The 20259-nt window shown below is 72.3% G+C and carries 17 protein-coding genes; 8 read left to right on the top strand and 9 right to left on the bottom strand.

Going from position 1 to position 20259, the window contains the following annotated elements:
• Positions 1-97 precede the first annotated feature (97 nt).
• From ACWEVS_RS36705 to ACWEVS_RS36685, 5 genes are all read left to right on the top strand, one after another.
• Positions 98-1303 (top strand): hypothetical protein, encoded by a 1206-nt coding sequence (locus ACWEVS_RS36705; protein WP_449920624.1) that lies wholly within the window; start codon positions 98-100, stop codon positions 1301-1303.
• On the top strand, positions 1300-3096 hold the full coding sequence (locus tag ACWEVS_RS36700) for an aminotransferase class I/II-fold pyridoxal phosphate-dependent enzyme (RefSeq protein WP_452555328.1): 1797 nt from the start codon (positions 1300-1302) through the stop codon (positions 3094-3096). Before ACWEVS_RS36705 ends, ACWEVS_RS36700 begins: the two co-directional genes overlap by 4 nt.
• Positions 3093-4844 (top strand): DUF4910 domain-containing protein, encoded by a 1752-nt coding sequence (locus tag ACWEVS_RS36695; RefSeq protein ID WP_452555326.1) that lies wholly within the window; start codon positions 3093-3095, stop codon positions 4842-4844. Before ACWEVS_RS36700 ends, ACWEVS_RS36695 begins: the two co-directional genes overlap by 4 nt.
• Positions 4844-6055 carry an MFS transporter gene (locus tag ACWEVS_RS36690; RefSeq protein WP_452555324.1) on the top strand — a complete coding sequence of 404 codons (1212 nt, stop codon included), beginning with the start codon at positions 4844-4846 and terminating at the stop codon, positions 6053-6055. Before ACWEVS_RS36695 ends, ACWEVS_RS36690 begins: the two co-directional genes overlap by 1 nt.
• 274 nt (positions 6056-6329) lie before the next feature.
• On the top strand, positions 6330-7544 hold the full coding sequence (locus tag ACWEVS_RS36685; protein WP_452555322.1) for an alkaline phosphatase family protein: 1215 nt from the start codon (positions 6330-6332) through the stop codon (positions 7542-7544).
• On the opposite strand, the gene ACWEVS_RS36680 is transcribed toward ACWEVS_RS36685, so the two are convergent.
• Positions 7525-8181 carry a helix-turn-helix transcriptional regulator gene (locus ACWEVS_RS36680; RefSeq protein WP_354910839.1) on the bottom strand — a complete coding sequence of 219 codons (657 nt, stop codon included), beginning with the start codon at positions 8179-8181 and terminating at the stop codon, positions 7525-7527. The genes ACWEVS_RS36685 and ACWEVS_RS36680 overlap by 20 nt on opposite strands.
• A 278-nt stretch (positions 8182-8459) precedes the next feature.
• Here ACWEVS_RS36680 and ACWEVS_RS36675 point away from each other — a divergent pair, with 278 nt between their 5' ends.
• Complete coding sequence (locus ACWEVS_RS36675) at positions 8460-11480, top strand: BTAD domain-containing putative transcriptional regulator (protein WP_452555320.1); 3021 nt, start codon at positions 8460-8462, stop codon at positions 11478-11480.
• An 18-nt stretch (positions 11481-11498) separates the two neighbouring features.
• Here ACWEVS_RS36675 and ACWEVS_RS36670 read toward each other — a convergent pair whose 3' ends face one another.
• From ACWEVS_RS36670 to ACWEVS_RS36645, 6 genes are read right to left on the bottom strand one after another with little or no spacing between them, the layout of a single operon-like run.
• Positions 11499-11657, bottom strand: a complete 159-nt coding sequence (locus tag ACWEVS_RS36670; protein WP_449920609.1) for a hypothetical protein — start codon at positions 11655-11657, stop codon at positions 11499-11501.
• Positions 11654-12475: an SDR family NAD(P)-dependent oxidoreductase gene (locus ACWEVS_RS36665; protein WP_449920606.1), complete on the bottom strand. Its 822-nt coding sequence runs from the start codon at positions 12473-12475 to the stop codon at positions 11654-11656. The genes ACWEVS_RS36670 and ACWEVS_RS36665 overlap by 4 nt, the downstream gene beginning before the upstream one ends.
• 11 nt (positions 12476-12486) lie before the next feature.
• A complete protein-coding gene (gntD, locus tag ACWEVS_RS36660; RefSeq protein ID WP_354910847.1) occupies positions 12487-13503 on the bottom strand; it encodes a guanitoxin biosynthesis L-enduracididine beta-hydroxylase GntD in 1017 nt (338 codons plus the stop codon).
• Positions 13500-13709: an MbtH family protein gene (locus ACWEVS_RS36655; protein ID WP_449920604.1), complete on the bottom strand. Its 210-nt coding sequence runs from the start codon at positions 13707-13709 to the stop codon at positions 13500-13502. Before ACWEVS_RS36655 ends, gntD begins: the two co-directional genes overlap by 4 nt.
• A gap of 1 nt (position 13710) precedes the next feature.
• Positions 13711-14703, bottom strand: coding sequence for an SAM-dependent methyltransferase (locus ACWEVS_RS36650; RefSeq protein WP_452555318.1), 993 nt, complete (start codon positions 14701-14703; stop codon positions 13711-13713).
• Positions 14704-14732: 29 nt separating this feature from the next.
• Positions 14733-15479, bottom strand: coding sequence for a HalD/BesD family halogenase (locus ACWEVS_RS36645; RefSeq protein WP_354910855.1), 747 nt, complete (start codon positions 15477-15479; stop codon positions 14733-14735).
• A gap of 189 nt (positions 15480-15668) precedes the next feature.
• Between ACWEVS_RS36645 and ACWEVS_RS36640 the strand changes: the two genes are divergently transcribed.
• Entirely contained in the window at positions 15669-16931 is a 1263-nt protein-coding gene (locus ACWEVS_RS36640; protein ID WP_449920597.1) for a cation:proton antiporter, read from the top strand.
• Complete coding sequence (locus tag ACWEVS_RS36635; protein ID WP_452555316.1) at positions 16888-17685, top strand: alpha/beta fold hydrolase; 798 nt, start codon at positions 16888-16890, stop codon at positions 17683-17685. Before ACWEVS_RS36640 ends, ACWEVS_RS36635 begins: the two co-directional genes overlap by 44 nt.
• A gap of 8 nt (positions 17686-17693) precedes the next feature.
• Here ACWEVS_RS36635 and ACWEVS_RS36630 read toward each other — a convergent pair whose 3' ends face one another.
• Together ACWEVS_RS36630 and ACWEVS_RS36625 are read right to left on the bottom strand one after the other, a co-directional pair.
• The gene (locus ACWEVS_RS36630) at positions 17694-19583 is read right to left on the bottom strand and encodes a RiPP maturation radical SAM C-methyltransferase (protein ID WP_452555314.1); all 1890 of its coding nucleotides are present in this window, start codon (positions 19581-19583) and stop codon (positions 17694-17696) included.
• The gene (locus tag ACWEVS_RS36625) at positions 19576-20085 is read right to left on the bottom strand and encodes a flavin reductase family protein (protein ID WP_354910865.1); all 510 of its coding nucleotides are present in this window, start codon (positions 20083-20085) and stop codon (positions 19576-19578) included. The genes ACWEVS_RS36630 and ACWEVS_RS36625 overlap by 8 nt, the downstream gene beginning before the upstream one ends.
• Between the last annotated feature and the right edge of the window lie 174 nt (positions 20086-20259).

Here is a 20259-nt window from a genome sequence, read left to right as displayed (position 1 = left end):
ATTGACGTGAATATGCCAACTTCCACGTTCTCTCTCATATCGCCCTTTCTTTGGATGTAGAACGATATTAAGCATTAATTGAGGCAAGGAGGAAGTCGTGGCTCATGTCGTCTTCCACAATAAGGTGGGCGGATCGGAAACCCTGGAGGCCGCCCCCGGCCGGCCGTTGACGGAGGTGCTGACGGCCCACGGCATTCCGGTCAACGCGGTGATCACCCTGCGGAACGGGAAGATCGTCCCCGAGGAGACGACCGTCGTCGGCGAGCACGACGTCATCGAGCTGCGCCAGGTGCGCCACTACGACCTCGACGTCACCCGCCGGCCCGCCACCACCGTGTACGGCACGCCCGACCCGATCTACACCAAATCCATCCTGTTCGACACCGCCGGAAGCCTGGAGCGGCGCGTCGAGCAGTTCGACGAGGAGAGCTTCGTCCGCTACGTGGAGGAGACCTTCGTCCAGAGCGTCCTCAGCCACGGCGTGCTCAACCCGGGCGACTCGGTCGTGATCGGGCTGTCCGGCGGCCGTGACAGCGTCGCCTTCCTCAAGCTCCTGGAGCGCACCCGGCACCGGCTGCCCGACTTCTCGATGACCTCGGTGACCATCACCGGCCTGCCCGACTGGGAGGAGCCGGCCACCTTCGCCGCCGCCAGGGCCTCGGCCGAGGGGCTCGGCATCGACCAGGTCATCGTCGACGCCGCCGACATCGAGCGGGTCTTCAAGCTCCGCCGGCCCTTCGTGGAGGCCATGAACAGCGTCGTGGGCGGGGATCGGCGCCACCTCAGCATGGTCGTCGGCCACCAGGTGCTGCGGCGCATGCTGGAGAACCACGCCGAGAGCATCGGCGCCGGCACGGTCGCCTTCGGCTTCAACGCCGACGACCTGGTGGCCAGCATGGTGACCTGGCTGACCAGCGGTTACCGGATGGGCGGCATCCCCGTGCGGCACATCGGCGGGATGCGCTACATCTTCCCCCTCTACCGCATCCCCAAGAAGGAACTGACCATCTACCTGGAGCTGGTGGCGCCCGAGCTGAACCGCCAGGGCACCCCGGGCCGCTTCACCACCGGACCCCAGGAGCGCTCGATGGCCTACGCGATGGCCGACCACCTCTACGGGCTCTGGCCGGGGATCGACTACTACCTGTTCGAGGCCTTCGCCACCATGCAGCGCTCCATGTTCCCGCTGGTCGAGGACAAGTGCCGGGTCTGTGAGGGGGTGTTCGTGCTCCAGGAGGGCGTGCGCAACCCCATCGGCGTCTGCGACGTCTGCGACTTCTTCGCCCGGCAGGAGTTCGCGTGACAGGCTGGTACACCGGCTACTTCACCGAGGACTACTGGCGGTTCGCGCGGCACGAGTACACCGCCGAGCGCACCGCCGCCGAGGTGGACTACCTGGTGAAGGTCCTGGCCGAGCACGCGCCAGGGCGGCGGGTGCTCGACCTGGGCTGCGGGACGGGGCGGCACGCGGTCGAGCTGGCCCGGCACGGGTACGAGGTGACCGGCGTGGACGTCTGCCCGTGGGCGCTGGAGCAGGCCCGCGCGGCGGCCGTCCGGGCCGGGGTGCCGCTGGAGCTGGTGCCCGCGGACCTGCTGACCCGCGCCGAGCTGCCGGTCGTGGACGCGGCGATCTGCGTGCAGTCCTTCGGATGGGGACGCGACGACGAGCAGCTGGCCTTCCTGCGCCGGGTCAGGGACCGGCTGGCGCCCGGCGGCGTGCTGGTCCTCGACCACTCCAACGTCGCGGCGATCCTGGCCGGCTACCGGCCGACGGCGCGCTTCGAGGCCGACGGCGAGGTCTTCGACTTCCTGCGCTCCTACGACCCGCTGTCGGGGCGCAGCCGCGGGGAGCTGCGCGTCACGCGGCGCGACGGCACGGTCGCGGTGCTGCGGGACGACGTCCGGCTCTACCTGCCGGGCGAGGTGGCGCGCCTGGTCGGGGAGGCGGGTTTCGAGCTCCTGCGCGCGGACGCGGACTTCACCGCCGGGTCTGCGGTCCGGCCAGGGACCCGTTACGTCCAGCTCGTGGCGGTCGCGCCGGCCCGCCCCGAGCCGGCCGTGCTCCGCCACGCGACCGCCGAGCCAGGCGTGGACCTGCGGTGGGCGCCGGACGAGGTCGAGTTCGTACGGGACGCCGTCGAGCGCGCCTGGCACGGCGTCGGCGAACCCGGCGAGGCGGCCCGGCACTACGCCCTGGACGACCCCTACGGCGGCGCCCGCTCCGCGCCGGTCCTCAGCCGCCACTTCGCCGTGGAGCTCAGCCCAGGCCAGGTGGTGACCGGAGCCGGCACGACGGGGCTGCTGCACGCCCTGGCCGAGCCGGGCAGGCTGCTGCACGGCCCGCACGCCCATCCCGACCTGCCGGCCTGGGCCGCCCGGCGGGGCGCCGACGTGCGCGTCTTCGACCGGTGGCAGGACGTGGCGGCGCAGCGGCCCACCATGGTCCTGCTCGACCGCCCCGGCGTCCGCGGCGACCTGCTGCCCCTCGACCACGTCGCCGAGCTGGCCGAGGCGGTGAGCGCGGTGGGCGGGGTGCTGGTGGTCGACGAGGCGTGCGCCACCTACCTCGGCCCGGCGGCCAGCGCCGTCCCGTTGACCACCCGGGTACCCGGCCTGGTCGTGCTGCGCAGCCTTTCCAAGGGTTACTGCTGCGGCGGGCTGCGCGCGGGGTTCGCGATCTCCTCTCCCGACGTGGCCGCCGCCGTGCGGGCCGCGGTGCCGCCACTCGGCGTGTCGGCCCTGTCCCTCGAGCTCGCGCTGCGCCTGCTCGACCAGGGTGACGTGCTCGCCCCGCTGCGGGCGGCGGTGGCCGCGGCCAAGCCGGAGCTCGTGGCCGCCCTGGCCGCGCTCGGCTGCCGGGCCGAGGCAGGACACCCCGACCTGCCGTGGGTGGTGACCGAGGACGAGCTGCCCGCCGGGCTGGCGGGCCGGCGGCTGCCCGGACTGACCCGCGTCAGCGTGCCGCTGTCGGCGGCACGCAGGAGCGCCCTGCGCCGGATGGCGGCCCGGACGGAGGCCCAGTCAGTGGCCCGAACGGCGGCCCGGACGGAGGCTCGAACAGTGGCCCGACCAGTGGCCCGGACGGTGGAGAGGTGAACGTCGGCGAAGCCGTCCGCCTGGTCCATGCCGGATTCGACGTCGACCAGGCCGTCAAGGACGTCGCCGAACTGGCCGGGTTCGACCGCTACCAGGCCTCCGACGGCGTCATGGCCGCCGCGCGGTACGTCGCCGACCGCGCCGAGCAGGCCGGACTGCGCGATGTCCGGCTGCTGGAGTTCCCGGCGGACGGCACCCGGCGCTGGTGGAGCTTCCGGTCGCCCCGTTCGTGGACGCCCGTGCGCGCCGAGCTGGCCGGGGTGGCACGCTACCCCGACCAGCCCTTCGCGCTGGCGGCCTACTCGGCGCCGATCCCTGGCGAGGGGATCGTGGCGCCGGTGGTCCGGCTGCGCTCCGGGGAATTGCGCGGCGCGCTGGTGGTGCACGACGACCCCCAGACGCCGGTGGCGGCCGCGATCGAGCTCGCCGCCCGCCACGGCGCGCTGGGCCTGGTCACCGACCGCCTGCCCGGGCCCGGCCGGATCGAGCTGCCGCCGGGCGGCCCGCTGGTGGCCTTCAGCCTGACCTCCGCGCAGGTCGCCGAGCTGGTACGGCGGGGCCGCGTCCTGGTCGTGGTCCAGGTGCACGAGCGGGCGCCGATGCCGCTGGTGACGGGCGTGCTGCCGGGCGAGGCGGCCGAGGAGGTGCTGCTGTCGGCCCACCTGTGCCATCCCCGGCCGAGCGTCAACGACAACGCCTCGGGCGCCGCCGCGCTGCTGGGAGCGGCGGCCGTGGCCAGGGACCTGCCCAGGCGCAGGGGCATCAGGTTCGTGTGGGGGCCGGAGTTCACCGGCATGGCCGCCTACCTTCACGACGTGGCCACCACCGTGCCCGTCGCGGCGGTCAACGTCGACATGGCAGGGCAGGACCAGCGCCGGTGCGGCGGGCCGCTCATCGTCGAGCGCAGTCCCGACCACCTGCCCGGTCTCGTCAACGCCCTCGCCGAGCACGTCGTGGCGGCCCTGCCGCAGGCCGCCCGCTCGTACTCGGGCGCGGTGGCCTGCGACACCTGGGCCTGGCGGGCGACGCCGTTCGTCGGCGCCTCCGACCACAGCCTGCTGGTGGACTCCGCCATCGCCTGCCCCACGGTGTCGCTCGGGCACTGGCCTGACCGGTTCAACCACAGCGCCGCCGACACCCTGGACAAGCTCGACCCCGACGAGCTCAGGCGCACGGCCACGATCGCCTGCGCCACCGCGGCCGTGCTCGCGGGGGCGGCAGGCGATCGCGGCGAACTGGAGCGGATCGCGATGGGCTGGGGCGCGGCCCGCGTGATGGAGTGCCTGCCGGGGCGGGAGCGGGCCACCCGGGGGTTCCTGCGGCACCGTACCGCCGTGGCGCTGGGGGCGCTCGACGGGGTGGACGCGCTCTACGGGCCGGGTGGCGGCCGGTCCCGCGACTGGCTGCGCGCGCTGTCCGGGCACCTGGCGGACCTGCTTCCCGGCGAGGATCCGGCGGGGGCCGGCGGGCCGCGGCTGCGCCGTACCTGGTCAGGGCCCTTCAACCTGCGCGGGCTGGCCGAGGCGGCGGGTCCGGCCGGGCGGGCGTGGATCGACGGGCAGGTGGCGGCGGAGCGGGCCCGCTCCTACGCGCTCATGCTCGCGCTGGCCCACGGCATCGACGGTGAACGGGACCGGGCGGCCGTCACCACGTACGCCGCCCACGCGGCGGAGCTGCCGGTCCCCGGCGAGTTCGCGAACGACTTCCTGACCGTCCTCGTCGAGGCGGGCTGGGCGGAGGAGGGCTGATGCGCCAGTTGCTGCGTGACCGGCGGTTCCTGCTGCTGTTCCTCGGCCAGACGATCAACATGGTCGGCGACCGGGCGCTGCTGGTGGTGCTGGCCATCTACGTCAAGGAGCTGACCGGCTCGGACGCGATGGCCGGGGTGGTCTTCGTGCTGCTGTCGGTGCCGTCGTTCTTCGCGCCGCTGACCGGGCTGCTGGTCGACCGCTTCCCCCGGCGGCTGACGCTGATCGTCAACGACCTGGCCGCCGGGGTGCTGGTGCTGGGCCTGCTGCTGGTGCGGCATCCGGGCGACCTGTGGATCGTCTTCGTCGTGACCCTCGGGTACGGCTTCGCCAACCAGATCTTCACCGCCGCCCGGGGCGGCCTGCTGCACTCGATGGTGCCCGACGGGATGCTCGGCGAGGCCAACGGGCTGTTCAGCTCGCTCGGCCAGGGGCTGCGCATCTTCGGGCCGCTGCTGGGCGCCGCGGTCTACGCGAGCCTCGGGCTGGGCGCGGTGGCGCTGCTGGACACCGGGACCTTCCTGGTGTCGGTGCTGGTGCTGCTGATGCTCAAACGGGCGCCCGACCTGGCCCGGCCGCAACCGCACGAGCGAGGCCGGTTCCGGGCCGATCTGGTGGCCGGGGTCCGGCACATCCTGGGCGACCGCGAGCTGCGCGGCGGCGTGCTGGCGGTCGCGGCGGCGCTCGGCGCGGCCGGTCTGGTCAACCCGGCCATGTTCGCCGCCGTGGAGCAGGGGCTGGGGCGTCCGGCGGCCTTCATCGGGGTCATCGGCGCCTTCCAGGGCGCGGGATCGGTCGCCGGCGGGTTCGTGGTGGGCCGGCTCATCAGACGGTTCGGCGAGCACCGGACAGCCGCGATCGGGTTCGCCCTCAGCACGGCCGGGCTGGCGCTGGTCGTTCCCACGACCGACGTGACGATGTGCGTGGCGGGGATCTTCGTCGGCCTTTCCATTCCCATCTTCATGGTGGCCACCACCACGCTCGTGCAGCGGCGCACCGAGAGCGGACTGCAGGGCCGGGCGTTGACGGCGATGGACGCGGTCATCGACCTGCCTTTCGTGCTGTCGATGGCGGCCGGGGCGTGGATCGTGGGGCTGGTGGAGTATCGCGTGATCTATGCCTTCAGCGCGACGGCCTTCGCGGCAGTGGCGGCGTATGTGCTGGTGGCAAGGCAATGGCGGGTTGATGCCAGCATTTCTCATGCTAATTGACCCGAAAACTCCGGATTTCTAGAGTTAAATGCATCGGGTAGTGGACAAATTGTCCACCCGGCGCAGGAGGCGCATGTGATCAGGGAAAGCGTCCAGACCACGGTAAAGACGCCAATTATGACAACTCCGGAATTCGTCGAGAAGATGCTGGCCGCACGCCAGGAGGTGCAGGTCGTGAAATTCCGGACGACGTGCACCGATTGTGTGCCGAACTACTGAGATGACCGGGCCCGGGACAGGGATCGCGCCCCGTCCCGGGCCTTCCCTGTGCGATGTGCCCGGCCTGGTTCTCGACGAGCTGGGCCGGGCGGGTCGCGGCGTGGTCGTGCTGGCCGTCGACGGGCTGTCCTGGCAGGCCGCCGGCCGGGCATGGCGGGCGGCCGAGCTGAGCTGTCTCACCTCGACGTTCCCGAGCACGTCCGCCACCGCCTGGATGTCGTCGATCACCGGTGCGTCCGTGGCCGAGCACCTGGTCGTGGGCGCGGCCTACCGGGAGCGGGCCGGAGGTCCGCTGGTCGACGTGATCACGGGGAAGACCCTCGCGCGACCGGTCGACGGGCGCCCGGCGGCACGGGAACCGACGGGACCGGCCGCGGGGACGGCCGCGGGACCGGCCGGGCGGACAGGCGCGGGACCGGCCGTCGGGATGGCCGCGGAGACAGCCGTGGGACCGGCCGGGGGGATGGCCGATGGGATGGTCGGCGGGATGGCCGGTGGGGTTGCCGGCGGGAGGGCGCTCGCGGGATGGCCGACGCTCTTCGAGCGGGCGGCAGGGGTCGCCGATGCGGTCGTGGCCGGCCGCGAGCTGGACACGCTCGCCAGCCCGTGGGTGACCGCCCTGACGCGCGGCGCGCGCCGTACCCCCGCCTCGGGGAGGCTCACCCGCGACCCGCAGGAGCTGGTGGCCGGGGTGGCGGCGGACGTCGAGGCGGTCATCGGGACGCGGCGGGCGCGCCCGCTGCTGCTGTGGATCTACGTCAACCTGGACGACCACGTGCACCGCCACGGCTACGACGGCCGGGCCATGGACGCGCTGGGCCGGCTGGAGCGGCACGCGCTCGACTGGGCCCGGCGGGGCTGGCACGTGATGGCCTGGTCGGATCACGGGCTGGTGCCCGCCACGCCGGACAGGGAACTGGCGGAGCGGTGGGCGCGGCTTGAGTCGCCGGAGCTGTGCGAGCTGCCCGGCGGCGGTGCCGGCCGGGTGCGCTGGCTGTATCCCCGGCCCGGCCGCGAGGGGGAGGCCACCGAGCGGCTGGCCGCCGCGCTCGACGGCCACGCGCAGGTGCTGCCCGCGACCGCGCTGGGGGAACTCGGCCTGCTGGAGCCGACCGGGCCGGTGCGTGAGCGGATCGGCGCGGTGGTGGCCGTCGCCACCTCGCCGCGCTTCCCGATCCCCGACCCGCGGCTGGCCTTCGAGCACGGGGCCCGCAGCCCCGAGGAGACGCTCGTGCCGCTGGCGCGCTGGGTCAGATCCAGCCGCGCCTAGCGGCCTCCGCGCCGGCCTGGAACCGGCTGGTGGCGTTGAGGTTCTCCATCACGCTGGCCACGCGGCGGGCGAAGGTGCGCTTGCTCAGGTGCAGCCGGGCCGCGGCCCGGTCGTCGGTCAGCCCGTCGTTCAGCGCCCGCAGCACCTCGTGCTCCTCCTGCCCGCCGGGCACGCAGCCGCGCTGCTGGTCGGTCAGGATCCGGTGGATGGTGTCGAACACCCCCGCCACGGAGGCGGCGACCAGTGGGTTGGCCACCCGCTCCAGCCGGTCGGCGGCGGGCTGGTCGGGGTGCGGCACGTAGACGACCATCCGGTCCCGCACCAGCACCTGGTACGGCAGGCCGGCCACGGCGTGCACCATCGCGCCCGCCTGCCATGCCTGTGTGAAGGGCGAGGTGCGGCCCGGCTGCCCGGGCCCGTGCAGGATGCGGATCGCCAGGCGCCGCCTGGCCAGCTTGGCGAACAGCCGCGGCAGGGAAGGATGCATCCGGTCCGGCTCGGCCGACAGGACCAGCAGCTCCGAGCGGGTCTGCTCGGCCAGTTCCAGTTCGACGAGCGAGATGCCGAGGTCGGAGGGGGAGTGATCGCGATCCGCGTTCCGGGTCGTGCGGGGCCTGTGCTGTGCGGTCAGAGACATCGATACCAACCAGCTCACCTGAGGGGGACCATCTGCCATGAACGGTAGATGGGCGCTATGTGGATGCGATTTCGGCGAGTTATCGGTATTTATCGGTACATGTCGGGGGTGATTCGGATCCGCTCGGTAGAAGTCCATGTGCACCGCCACAAATACCGCCCACCCTTCTCGGCATTTGTGGCATTACTGATCTTCCGCGGGTACCGTACGATCTTCGGTGGAGAGAGCTCAGGAACGGCATCTGACCACGTCTGAGACGAACCCAGGTGGGCATGCGCATGGAGTTTCGCATCCTCGGTCCCCTCGAGGCCGTCTCCGGTGATCGGCATATCCCGCTGGGCGGGCCCCGCCAGCGCGCGGTCCTGGCGATGTTACTGATCAACGTCGGCAGGGTGGTCACCACCGACCGGCTCGGGACGGCCATCTGGGGGCACCGGCCGCCGGCCACCGCCCGCAACCAGGTGGCGATCTGCGTCTCCGGGCTACGCCGCGAGTTCGCCGCCGCAGGAGTCGCCCACGACCCCATCGTCACCGCGCCCTCCGGCTACCTGCTGCGCCTGGGCGAGGACGACGTGCTGGACGTCAAGCAGGTCGAGGAGATGCTGCGCCAGGGAAGGGCGGTGCGCGCGGCCGGCCGTCCGGAGAAGGCCTCGGAGTTCCTCGCCGACGCCCTGGCGGTGTGGCGGGGCGAGCCGCTGACCAGCGTGGAGGGCGAAGTGATCCGCTCGGAGGCCGAGCGGCTCAGGGAGTGGCGCCTGGCCATCCTGGAGGAGTTCTTCGAGGTCGAACTGGAGCTCTCGCGCGACTACCAGATCGTCGGGGAGCTGACCGCTCTGGTCACCGAGTTCCCGCTGCGCGAGCGGCTGCGCGCGCTGCTGATGCTGGCCCAGAGCCGGGCCGGGCGCCGGGCCGAGGCCCTGGCCACCTACCAAGAGGGCTACCGGCTCAGCGTGGAGCGGCTCGGGCTGGAACCCGGCGAGGAACTGGCCGGCCTGCACGAGGCCATTCTGCGTGGCGAGGCCGGCGCGCGGCAGGGCTGGCTGCCGGTGGAGCGTTCCGCGGCCGGCGCTCCGCCCGCCGTCCCCGCGCAGCTCCCGCCCGACGTCGCCGGCTTCGTCGCCAGGGAGAGGGAACTCGGCTACCTCGACCAGCTGCTGGAGCGCAAGCTCGAGAACGGCCTGCCGTTCATCGCGGTCATCACGGGCATGGGCGGCGTGGGCAAGAGCGGCCTGGCCGTGCACTGGTCGCACACCATCGCCTCCCGCTTCCCCGACGGGCAGCTCTTCGTCGACCTCAACGGCTACTCCGAGACCGGCCCGCCGCTGTCTCCCTTCGACGTCATCGACAACCTGCTGCGGGCACTGAGTGTCTCCCGCAACCACCCCCTGTCCACGCTGGAGGAGCGGGCGGCCACGTTCCGCAGCGCGCTGGCCGGACGGCGGGTGCTGCTCGTCCTCGACAACGCCCGCGACTCCGGCCAGGTCCGTCCCCTGCTGCCGGGCGCGACGGGCTGCGCCGTGGTGGTGACCAGCCGCGACCAGCTCACCGGCCTCATCACCCTGGAGGGCGCCACCCCGCTGCGACTGGGCGTGCTGGAGCCGGAGGAAGGCGTGGGCGTGCTGGCCCGCATCGCCGGCGAGCAGCGGGTGAGCGAGGACATCGAGGGCGCCATGCGGCTCAGCGAGCTCTGCGGCGGGCTGATGCTGGCGCTGCGGGTGGCCGCCGCCCGGCTGGCCATCAGGCCGTCCTGGACCAGCGCGGACCTGGTCGCGCGCCTGACCGACGAGAGCCGTCGCCTGGACGAGCTCAGCCAGGGCGAGGTGGACCTGCGGACCAAGTTCATCCTCAGCTACCGCGACCTGGCCCCGCAGGTGGCGGTCATGTTCCGGCGGCTGGCGCTGATCGACGTGGCCGAGTTCGGCCCATGGCTGGGGGCGGCGCTCCTGGAGGTGCCCGAGGGCCGCGCGCAGGACCTGATCGAGCAGCTCGTCGACGCCCAGCTCCTCGAACTGGGCCAGCCCCGTCTGGGCGGGCAGGCCCGCTACCGCTTCCACGACCTGGTCCGCCTGTACGCGCGCGAACGCGCCCTGGCCGAGGAGAGCGAGCACGAGCGGGAGGCCGCCCTGCGCCGCGCCCTGGGCTGCTGGCTCGGGCTGGCGGAGGCGGCCCACGCCCGGCTGCTCGGCGGGGACTTCGCGGTCCTGCACGGCTCGGCCGCGCGTTACCCGCTGGCTCCCGCGGTGCTCGACCGGCTGCTGGCCGACCCCATCGAGTGGTTCGAGGCCGAACGCCAGCAGCTGCTGTCGGCCATCGGACAGGCCGCCGCGGCGGGTTACACCGAGCTCTGCTGGGACCTGGTGATGACCTCGGCCACGTTCTTCGAGTCACGCAGCTACTACGACGACTGGCGGGTGACGCACGAGCTGGCGCTGACCGCCGCGCGGCGCGCGGGGAACGCGCGCGGCGAGGCGGCCATCACCTACGGCCTGGGCAGCCTCCAGCTCTTCCGCCAGCGCTACGACGCGGCCGAGCCGCTGCTCCTGCGGGCCGTGAGCATGTTCGCGGAACAGGGCGAGGACCACGGCCGCGCCCTGGCGCTGCGCAACCTCGCCCTGCTCGACCGCATCGCCGGCCGCTTCGAGCTGGCGCTGGATCGCTACGAGGAGGCGCGCGGCGTCCTGCGGGCGCACGGCGACCGGGCGGCCGAGGCGCACGTCACGGCCTGCGTCGCGCAGGTGCGGATGGAGCGCAGGGAGTACGGCGCGGCCGAGTCGCTGCTCAGGCTGGCCCTGGGCATGTTCGAGGAGATCGGCCACCAGCGCGGGGTGGCCCAGGCGCTGCACCGGCTGGGCGAGGTGCTGCTGCGCACCCAGCGGATCGACGCCGCCCGGCAGACCCTCGAGAAGGCACTGGAGACGGTGCAGCAGCTGCGCGACGTGGTGGGCGAGTCCTACGTGCTGCGGGTGCTCGGCGAGACCTACGCCAAGCAGGGCCGTACGGAGAACGCGGAGAAGGCGCTGCTCACCTCCCGGGACATCGCCTACCGGGTCAGTGAGCAGTTCGTGGTGGGGGCGGTCTCGCTGGCGCTGGGCAATCTCTACTTCGGGACGGGGAACGCCGCGCTCGCCCGCAACAACCTGACCCTGGCCGCGAAGGTCTTCGAGGAGCTGGGCGCCAGGGTCTGGCACGCGCGCGCCCTGGAGGCGCTGGCCGCCACCGAGGCGATGCTCCACAACGACCAGGGGGCGCACGAGCTGTGGGCCCGTGCCTCCGCCCTGCTCGCTGCGGAGCGCGGCTGAACGCTGCTGAGCGCGCCGCTACGGCTTGGGGACGACGATGACGGTCCCTGTCCAGTGGAAGTTGCTGGCGCCCTCGCCGGGGCCGCCGGGCTCGTCCGCACCGGCCTGGGCCAGGCCGCCGGAGAGGGCGGTCAGGATCGCGGCAAGGACGACCGTGGTCGCGAATCGGCGCATCATCGTGGGTCCCTTCTGAGTGGATGGTTGCGCGACGGGAGGGGCGGGGCGAGCGGCCAGGGGAGCGGGCCCGGCACGTCCGTGGTGCCTCCGGTGCCGAAGGCGGACGTGGTCGCGCCGGCCGTCTCGCCGCCGTCGACGACGAGCTCCTGGCCGGTCATGAACGAGGCCTCCGGGGAGGCCAGATAGTGGAAGGCGGCGGCGATCTCCTCCGGCTGGGCGTGCCTGCCGAGCGGGATGGTGCGGTTGACCTCGTCGAACATCCCCGGGGTGTACTCGGCTTCCTGCATGGGGGTCAGGACCGCTCCCGGGCTGACACAGGCCACGCGCACCTGAGGGCTCAGCTCCAGCGCGAAGGTGCGGCACAGCGCCAAGATCCCCGCCTTCGTGGCGTTGTAATCCGCGTAGTAGGGATAGCCGCGCGAGCCGTTGACGGAGGCGGTCGCCAGCAGCACCCCGTGGCCCTGGCGCGCCATGTAGCCGGCGGCGCAGCGCCACAGGCCGAGCACGCCGAGCAGGTTGACGTCCACCACGCGGCGCGCCGTGGCCTCGTCGATGTTGAGCACCCCGTGCCGGACGCTGATGCCCGCGTTGGCGATCACCACGTCCAGCCGGCCGTGCTCGGCCCAGACCTCGGCCACCGCGGCCTCGACGGCCGGCCAGTCGGTGACGTCGGCCTCCATCCAGCGGACCGGCTCCTCGGGAACCGTGCGGGGCGGCTGCACGTCGAGGTTGATCACGATGTCGCCCGACCGCGCGAAGCGTTGGGCGGTGGCGAAGCCGATCCCGCTGGAGGCGCCGGAGATGACCACAGTACGCATGACGGTCCCCCTCAGAAGATCACCCGCGGGCTCGCGGTCGCCCGGTTGCCGATGGACCTGCGCAGGTTCCTGCTGACCGTCAGCTTCTTCAGCCACCGGTCGGTGCCGTCGTAGCGGGGCGAGAAGGGTTTGCGGCCATGGACCACCAGGTAGTTGTCGATCACCAGCAGGCTGCCCTGCCCGACCACCACGTCCTGCTGCCTGGCCTCCAGCTCGGCCACCAGCGCGTCCAGCGCCCGCTCCGCCTCCGCGTCGCCGTCCACGCACGTCATGAACGGCCGGTCGAGCCGGAGGTAGGGACGGCGCGGGTCGCCGACGAGGACCGGCACCGGCTCGGGTTCGTCCCGCATCCGGCGCATCAGCTCCAGCGCCGGATGGTCCGGCTGGCGCAGCTCCAGCTGGCGCAGGTGCTCGTCGTCGGGCCTGATGTGGAAGCGGGGCCGGCCCAGCAGTTCCTCCTGCTCGGGCGGCAGCTCCAGCTCACGCACCGACGAGACGGTGGTCGGCACGCGGTCGTGGTTGCGCAGGCCGAACAGCAGCAGGTAGTCGCAGCGCAGCGGGTGGAAGCCGTCCTCGGTGTGGAACTCCAGCAGGGACTGGCTGCCGTGGCCGCTCTGCCGCATCTCGTCGCCGCGGATCGGGACGATGTTCTGGACCATCCGGCCGCCCTGCAGGGTGGACCAGGCGAAGGGCTCGCCCAGGACCATCCCGCACAGGGCGAGGAAGATCTCCGCCTCGCTCGCCGTCCGCGACTGCCCGGCGCCCGACCAGTGGTCGGGGGTGGGGCCGAGCGCCCGGTCGTCGACGGGGAAGCCGTGCACCATGCAGACGCCGGCCGGCTCCGTGCGGCGGAAGTCCTCCAGGAAGCGCCGCAGCCCCACCGGCAGCTCCTCGCGGACGTGCCAGCACCGGTCGTAGAAGCCCGGGTCGGCGGGGTCCTCGTCCAGGGCCCTGATGCGCTCGGCGACGGCCAGTATCGCGTCCACCTCCTTGCCGTCGAGGAGGTACTCGACCGTCTCCGCCGTCATGCGAGCGCTCTCCTGACGCTGGCGGGGCGGATGTCGGTCCAGCTGCGCTCGACGTGCTCCAGCGCCGCGGCGCGGCTGTCGGGGCCGAAGACCACGCTCCATCCCTCGGGCACCTCGAAGGCCGCCGGCCACAGGGAGTGCTGCTCCTCGGCGTTGACCAGGACGAGGAAGACGCCGTTCGCGTCGTCGAAGGGGTTGGCGCTCATGTCAGCCCTCCGGGCGCAGATCGAACAGGATGCCCCTGGGCGGGGCGGCGAAGTGGCGCTCGTCGGCGCACACCCATCCGGACTCCCGGAAGGCCTCGTGCCACTCCTCGCGCGTGGGCAGGTAGACCCCCATCAGCGCGTGCACGAGCTCGAAGCCGAGGGTGAAGATGCGCGTGTCGGGGCCGGGCAGCGTCTCGCTCCTGACCACGTCGCACAGCAGCAGCCGCCGCGCGTTGGGGAAGGCGGTGCGCAGCTTGCGCAGGCCCGCCACGCAGGTGGCCTTGGGCCAGAAGTCGTGGCCGAGGAAGACGCAGGTGATCAGGTCGACGTCGGCGAACTCCGGCCTGGGCTCCAGGTTCCGCACGTCACCCGTGACGATGCTGATCCGGTCGGCCATACCGGCCTCCGCCACCGACGCCCTGGCCAGTTCCACCGCGGCCGGCGCGATGTCCACGCCCACCCCGCGCACCCCTGGCCGGCGGCCGGCGGCGCCCATCAACCGCTGGCCGGAGCCGCAGCCGAGGTCGGCGATGACCTCGTAGTCCAGTTCCGCCAGGAGCTCGACGAAGTGCGGCTCGACCTCCGTGTCGCCGATCAGCCGGGAGCCGACCGCCACCGCCCGCATGTCCCTGGTGTAGAAGTCGCCGGTCCGGTCCTCGGTCCTGGCGACCTCCGGCACCACGGAGAACAGCTCGCCGCAGCCCCGGACCATCCAGTAGAAGTAGCCGCGCGCGGCGTAGGCGCTCTCGAAGAGCGGGCCGGTGACCGCCTTGTCGTCGGCGACCTCCACGACCTCCGCCCACGAGAGCGTCACCAGAAGCTGGCGCACCACCCCGCGGTCGAGCCCGTCCGCCTCGGCGGTCTCGAAGGAGTAGCTGCCCTGCTCCTTCAGCGCCTCCAGGATGCCCAGCTCGGCGGCCGCCGACAGGGACACCGCGACGAGATAGGACGAGAACAGGTCCGCAACCGGGCCGCGCGTGAAATCCGCGCTCATGGGATTCTCCTTTTTCGCCGACATTTCGCTCACGCTTTTCCGGAATCGGCCCAGAGCGTGTCCATGGTCTCGTGCGTCAGCACCGTCTCCAGGTCGCTCTTGGCGGCGTAACCCATATTGATGATCGTGCGCACCCCGGCGCTGATCGGATAAACCCGGTGCAGGGTGGTGTTCGTGCGCATGACGTACAGGTCCCCGGCCCGCACCTCGAACGAAAGGGTGGGATTGCCGAGAAACGCGCGATGGATGGCCGGATCCTGCTTGTTCCATGTTGTGCCGGGCACGCACTGGACGAATCCGCCGTGTTCGGCGGGCGGGCACTCGACGACCCAGACCAGCGCGAAGCTGTAGTCGTCCCAATGCCAGCCGTGGGTGTCGCCGTTGTGCTCCAGGCGGGTGATGACGTACTGCTCCGGCTCGTACGGACAGGCCAGCACCGGCTCGTCCACGATCTCCGAGAGCAGCCCGACGAGCGCTTCCGACTCGTACAACGCCGGGATCACGCTGCTGCGCTCCGCGATCTCCGCCCGCGTCACGTTGCGCATCCTGCGCGGTGTGCCGCCGGTTTCCTTGAATCGCAGATCGCGCCGCACGCCGGATTCTTCGATGAGGGAGAGCACGTCGCCCGACACCGCCTCCTTGATGCTCGGCGGCACCAGGAAAGATGCCGTCGCGAAGCCGTGGGCGGCGAATTTCTGCCGGGCCGCCGACAATTCGTCGGCCAGTCCGGGGCGGCGTGCATGCTGGTTCAGCTCCTGCAGTATGAGGGCATTCACTGCGGGGATCCTTCGCTTCGCCTGATGGGGATCTCGCTGCTACGGAACGTAGGGCCGCGAGTGGGGGCGGAAAAGCGCCCGGCGCGACTGTGGCGAGAAATCGCCATTCATTCCCGGCGCGACCGGGTGCCGGGCCGGCCCTTTTACGCTGGGCGGGCATATGAATTCCCCGGTTAGACAGGATGCGCCATGCCCACCGGCGTCCCCCTCTTCCTCCTCCAGCTCATCGTGATCCTCCTGCTGGCCGTGCTGCTGGGCCGGCTGGCCGCCCGCTTCGGACAGCCGGCCATCGTCGGGGAGCTGTCAGCGGGACTCCTGCTCGGCCCGGCGGTGCTGGGACAGCTGGCGCCCGAATGGTCGCAGTGGCTGCCCAAGCCGGGCTCCGGCGCCCTGATCGACGCCATCGCCCAGCTGGGCGTGCTGCTGCTGGTCGGGCTCACGGCGGCGCAACTCGACCTGGCCGCGCTCGGCCGGCAGGCGGGCACCCTCGCCCGGATCAGCGCCTGGGGGCTGCTGGTGCCGCTCGCGCTCGGGGTGGCCGCGGGCTTCGCGGCCCCCGAGGTGCTGCTCGGGCCGGGCACCCGGCGCGAGGTCTTCGCCATCTACTTCGGCGTGGCGCTGTGCGTCAGCGCCATCCCGGTCATCGCCCGCACCCTGACCGACCTGCGGCTGCTCGACCACCGCATCGGCCAGCTCATCCTGGCCTCCGGCGCGTGCCAGGACGCCGTCGGGTGGGTGCTGCTCGCGGTCGTCGGCGCGATGGCGGCCACCGGCCTGGACGTCGGCGCGCTGGGCCTGTCCGTCCTCTGGCTGGCGGTGCTGCTGGCCGTGGTCCTGGCCGCCCGGCCCCTTGCCCGCCGCGTGCTGCGCGGAGGCGAGCAGGCGCCCACCATGACGATCGTGGTGGTGATGATCCTCACCGCCGCCCTGGCCGCCCATGCCGCCGCGCTGGAGCCGGTCGTCGGGGCCTTCATCGCCGGCCTGCTCGTGGGCGTCAAGGGCGGAGCCGACCCCAGGCACCTGGCCACCCTCCGCACGGTCGTCATCGCCGTGCTCGCCCCCGTCTTCCTCGCCTTCGCCGGGCTCCACCTGGACCCGGCCGCCCTGGCCGACCCCGTGGTGGCCGCCGCGGCGGCGGCCGCGCTGGCGATCGCCGTCCTGGGCAAGCTCGCGGGCGGTTACGTCGGTGCCCGCACCAGCGGGCTGTCGCACTGGGAGTCCTTCGCCATCGGCGCCGGGCTCAACTCCCGCGGCCTGATCGAGGTCATCGTCGCCACGGTCGGCCTGCGGCTGGGCATCCTCACCCCGGCCGCCTACTCGATCATCGTCCTGATCGCCGTCACCACCTCGCTCATGGCGCCTCCCCTGCTGCGGATGGCGCTCGCCAGAGCTTCGATTGGAGAGCCGGATGGCCGTCGCCAGAGTGAACGGAACCACGATCACCTACACTGACCAGGGCTCGGGCGAGCCGGTCATCCTCGTCATGGGCACCGGCAGCCCCGGCCACGTCTGGCAGCTGCACCAGGTGCCCGCCCTCCTCGCCGCCGGCTACCGCGTGATCACCTTCGACAACCGCGGCCTGGCGCCGGACGGCGGGCCCATGCCCGAGATCGACGACCTCGTCGGCGACCTGGCCGCGCTGATCGAGACGCTGTGCGGCGGGCGGTGCCGGGTCGTCGGGGTGTCCATGGGCGCCCACGTGGTCCAGGAGCTGCTGCTGGGCCGGCCCGCGCTGGTCTCGCAGGCCGTGCTCATGGCCACCCGCGGGCGGCCCGACCACTTCCGTGCCCGGCTGTGCGCCGCCGAGGCCGAGCTGTACTCCAGCGCCGTGGAACTGCCGGCCGCCTACGGCGCGGCGCTGCGGGCCGTGCTCAGCCTCTCCCCGCACACGCTCAACGACGAGCGGGAGGCGCGCAAGTGGCTGGACCTCTTCGAGGTCTTCCCCACCGCCGCGGCGGTGATGCGGGCGCAGAGCCGGCTCGAGAACATCTCGGACCGGCTCGACGCCTACCGGTCGATCAGCGGGCGGTGCCTCGTCATCGCCTTCGAGGACGATCTCATCACCCCGCCCCACCTGGGCCAGGAGGTGGCCACGGCCATCCCGGGCTGCCGGTACGCGCAGGTCGCCAAGTCCGGCCACTACGGGTACCTGGAGCAGCCCGACGAGGTCAACTCGCTGATCATGGACTTCTTCTCCGCCTCCTAGCCCGGCCGTCAGGTGGTGGTCAGCACCGGTAGCCTCCGACGGGAGCTGACCAGGGAGCGGCGCGGCCGGGGCAGCGGGTCGACCCCGGTCTCGACGAGGACGAGGCTCATCGCCCGCTCACCCTCGACGAAGATCAGCCCCCGTTCCCGCAGCGCGGCCACGTGCTCGGCGGCCTCGGGCGCGAGACGGTCGAGGCGCGTCGGGCGCTCCAGCGTGACGAGCACGTCGGCCACCGCGGGATCGAGCGGGTACCGCAGGGGCGAGCCGGACCGGGAGTCGTGGACGACCCACGCGCCGTCGTCGTCCCGCTCCATGCGCAGCTCCGGCGGCGTCCCTTCCCACGAACCGAGCCAGGCGCCCACGGCCGCGCTGAGCGGCCGGATCCAGCGGGCGACCCCGATCATGTACGGCGAGACCGCCCGGTCGGTGAAGTAGTAGGCGAGCCGCCGCAGCGACTCCTCGGGGAAGGGGTAGGTCAGCCGGTAGTGGTCCACCGGATGCAGGTCGAGCCCGAACTCGGCGGCGTTGTTGAAGTAGGGGCTGTAGCGGTCGAACCGCACAGGGAAGACGCCCTCGGGCGGCGGCAGGTGGGTCAGGAGCGGCAGGTCGTCCACGTACTTGGCGAAGGTCGACTCGGGCTCGCCGGGGAAGCCGATGAGCAGGTTCCAGGCGGGCGAGATGCCGTAGCGCACGCAGTTCTTGAGCAGCTGGATGTTCTGGAAGGAGGAGGAGCCCTTCTTCATCAGCTTGAGCGTGCCGGTGGACAGGGCCTCGATGCCGGGCTGGATGCGGTTGACGCCGGCCCTGGCCATCTCGGCCATGTCCTGCTGGTCGAGGCCCACCTTGACCTCGTAGAAGATCGAGGCCTGCGGCGGGGGCTGGATCCTGGGCAGGACCTCGGTGAGGTACTCCAGGGGCATGATGTTGTCGGTGCAGGAGTAGACGGTGCACCAGGGCGCGTAGGAGAACAGGCGCTCGAACTGGGCGACCGCCTTGTCCGGCGACATGGCCCGGTAGGCCATGCCCTGGCCGTTGAGACCGCAGAACGTGCAGTGCGAGCGCTCGCCCCACCAGCAGCCGCGGGAGGTCTCGAAGAAGAGGATGGGCTCCACCTTGTCCTCGACCGCGGCGGTGAGCTCGTCGAAGGACGTGGCGAAGGAGGCGTAGTCGGGCTCGACGCTGTCGTCGATGTCGGTGTCGGCCCCGATGGCGCGGCGGTAGCGCTCCTCGTGGCAGTTGTCGCGGGAGACGACGCCGAGGATCGTGTGCGCCGCCGGCAGCTCGCCGTCGAGCATCGCGCGCAGGAAGCGGGGGAAGGTGTTCAGCGCCGGGCCCGAGAAGACGAAGTCGAGCTGCGTGGCGTGCTCGACCAGGGCCGCGCCCATCGGGGCCTCGCAGTTGGCGCCGCCCATGACGGTGACGGTGTCCGGGGCGCGGTCCTTGACGATCCTGGCCATCGCCAGGCTGGGCACGGTCTGCATGAACATCGAGCTGAAACCGACCAGGTCGGCCTCGGCCAGGCGGTACTTGTCGGCCAGGAAGGCGCAGAACTCGCCCAGCCGGTCCCGGCGGCGCAGCAGCTCCGCGCGGAAGGGGGCGCGGTCGGGGCCGGCGAAGTAGCGGGCGAAGTACTGCTCGCCGTTGTCGGGCTCCTCGGGGAAGGCGACCTGGCGGAAGAGCCAGTCGCCGATGCCGGCCACGTGCTGCTCCATGCCTTCGGCGATGGCGTCGTAGAGCTCGGTGCCGAAGAAGCGCACGAAGTCGTGGTTGAGGTAGCAGACGCGCACGTCGATCTCGGCGCCGAAGTCGCGGCGGACCAGCGCGCCGAGCTGGCTGAGGGCGAAGGAGGGTCGTCGCCGATCCGCGAACGGCATGTTGACCAGGGCAACGTCAAGCACTGAGAGTCCTTTCGCCTTCCGTTCGCCAGACGGAGTACTGGCGGAAGCCGTAGAGGAGGGGAGTTTCGGGGGCGCTGTGGATCTCGGTCACCCGGCCGAGCACCAGAGCGTGGTCGGTGACCGTCCAGACCTGCTCGACCAGGCATTCGGCCCAGCCGTGCAGGTCCTCCTCGAGGCGGGGCAGGCCCAGCCGTCCGTAGGGTGACCACTGGACGGAGGAGAAACGGTCGGCGGTGAGGGAGGAGAACAGTTCGGCGACGGGGCGGGCCCGGGCGGGCAGGAGGTTCACGCCGAAGCCGCCGGAGCCGAGGGCGGCGGCCAGCGTCCGGCTGTGGATGTTCATGCTGACCAGGAACGTGGGCGGGCTGAGCGTGACGCTGATGAGCGACGAGCAGGTCAGGCCGCAGGGCTCGCCCTCCGGGCTGATGGCGGTGACCACCGCCACCCCCGTCGGGTAGGCGCTCATGAACATGCGGCAGGACTCCACCAGGGCGGTGGTCATCGCAGGCTCGTCAGGTATTCGTGCGCGGTGGGCAGGGCGGCGACCATGCGTTCCGCGGCGGCGCGGACCCCGGCGAACTCGGCCCGCGCCCGCGCCGGATCGATGTGGTGGAGCGCCGGACGCGGGCGGAGGGGCGCGTGCCCGAGCCCGAGCAGCATGGTGATCCACGAGTAC

This window comes from Nonomuraea sp. NPDC003754, assembly GCF_053605785.1.
The sequence above is the reverse complement of the archived record's forward strand: the minus strand, read 5'-3'. Positions and strand labels throughout refer to the sequence as shown.

Excerpts from the sequence above, each read along its gene's own strand:
- ACWEVS_RS36690 (WP_452555324.1), top strand. The coding sequence starts at position 4,844 with ATGCGCCAGTTGCTGCGTGACCGGCGGTTCCTGCTGCTGTTCCTCGGC.
- ACWEVS_RS36680 (WP_354910839.1), bottom strand. The coding sequence starts at position 8,181 with ATGTCTCTGACCGCACAGCACAGGCCCCGCACGACCCGGAACGCGGAT.
- ACWEVS_RS36675 (WP_452555320.1), top strand. The coding sequence starts at position 8,460 with ATGGAGTTTCGCATCCTCGGTCCCCTCGAGGCCGTCTCCGGTGATCGG.
- ACWEVS_RS36670 (WP_449920609.1), bottom strand. The coding sequence starts at position 11,657 with ATGATGCGCCGATTCGCGACCACGGTCGTCCTTGCCGCGATCCTGACC.
- ACWEVS_RS36665 (WP_449920606.1), bottom strand. The coding sequence starts at position 12,475 with ATGCGTACTGTGGTCATCTCCGGCGCCTCCAGCGGGATCGGCTTCGCC.
- gntD (WP_354910847.1), bottom strand. The coding sequence starts at position 13,503 with ATGACGGCGGAGACGGTCGAGTACCTCCTCGACGGCAAGGAGGTGGAC.
- ACWEVS_RS36655 (WP_449920604.1), bottom strand. The coding sequence starts at position 13,709 with ATGAGCGCCAACCCCTTCGACGACGCGAACGGCGTCTTCCTCGTCCTG.
- ACWEVS_RS36650 (WP_452555318.1), bottom strand. The coding sequence starts at position 14,703 with ATGAGCGCGGATTTCACGCGCGGCCCGGTTGCGGACCTGTTCTCGTCC.
- ACWEVS_RS36640 (WP_449920597.1), top strand. The coding sequence starts at position 15,669 with ATGCCCACCGGCGTCCCCCTCTTCCTCCTCCAGCTCATCGTGATCCTC.
- ACWEVS_RS36635 (WP_452555316.1), top strand. The coding sequence starts at position 16,888 with ATGGCCGTCGCCAGAGTGAACGGAACCACGATCACCTACACTGACCAG.
- ACWEVS_RS36625 (WP_354910865.1), bottom strand. The coding sequence starts at position 20,085 with ATGACCACCGCCCTGGTGGAGTCCTGCCGCATGTTCATGAGCGCCTAC.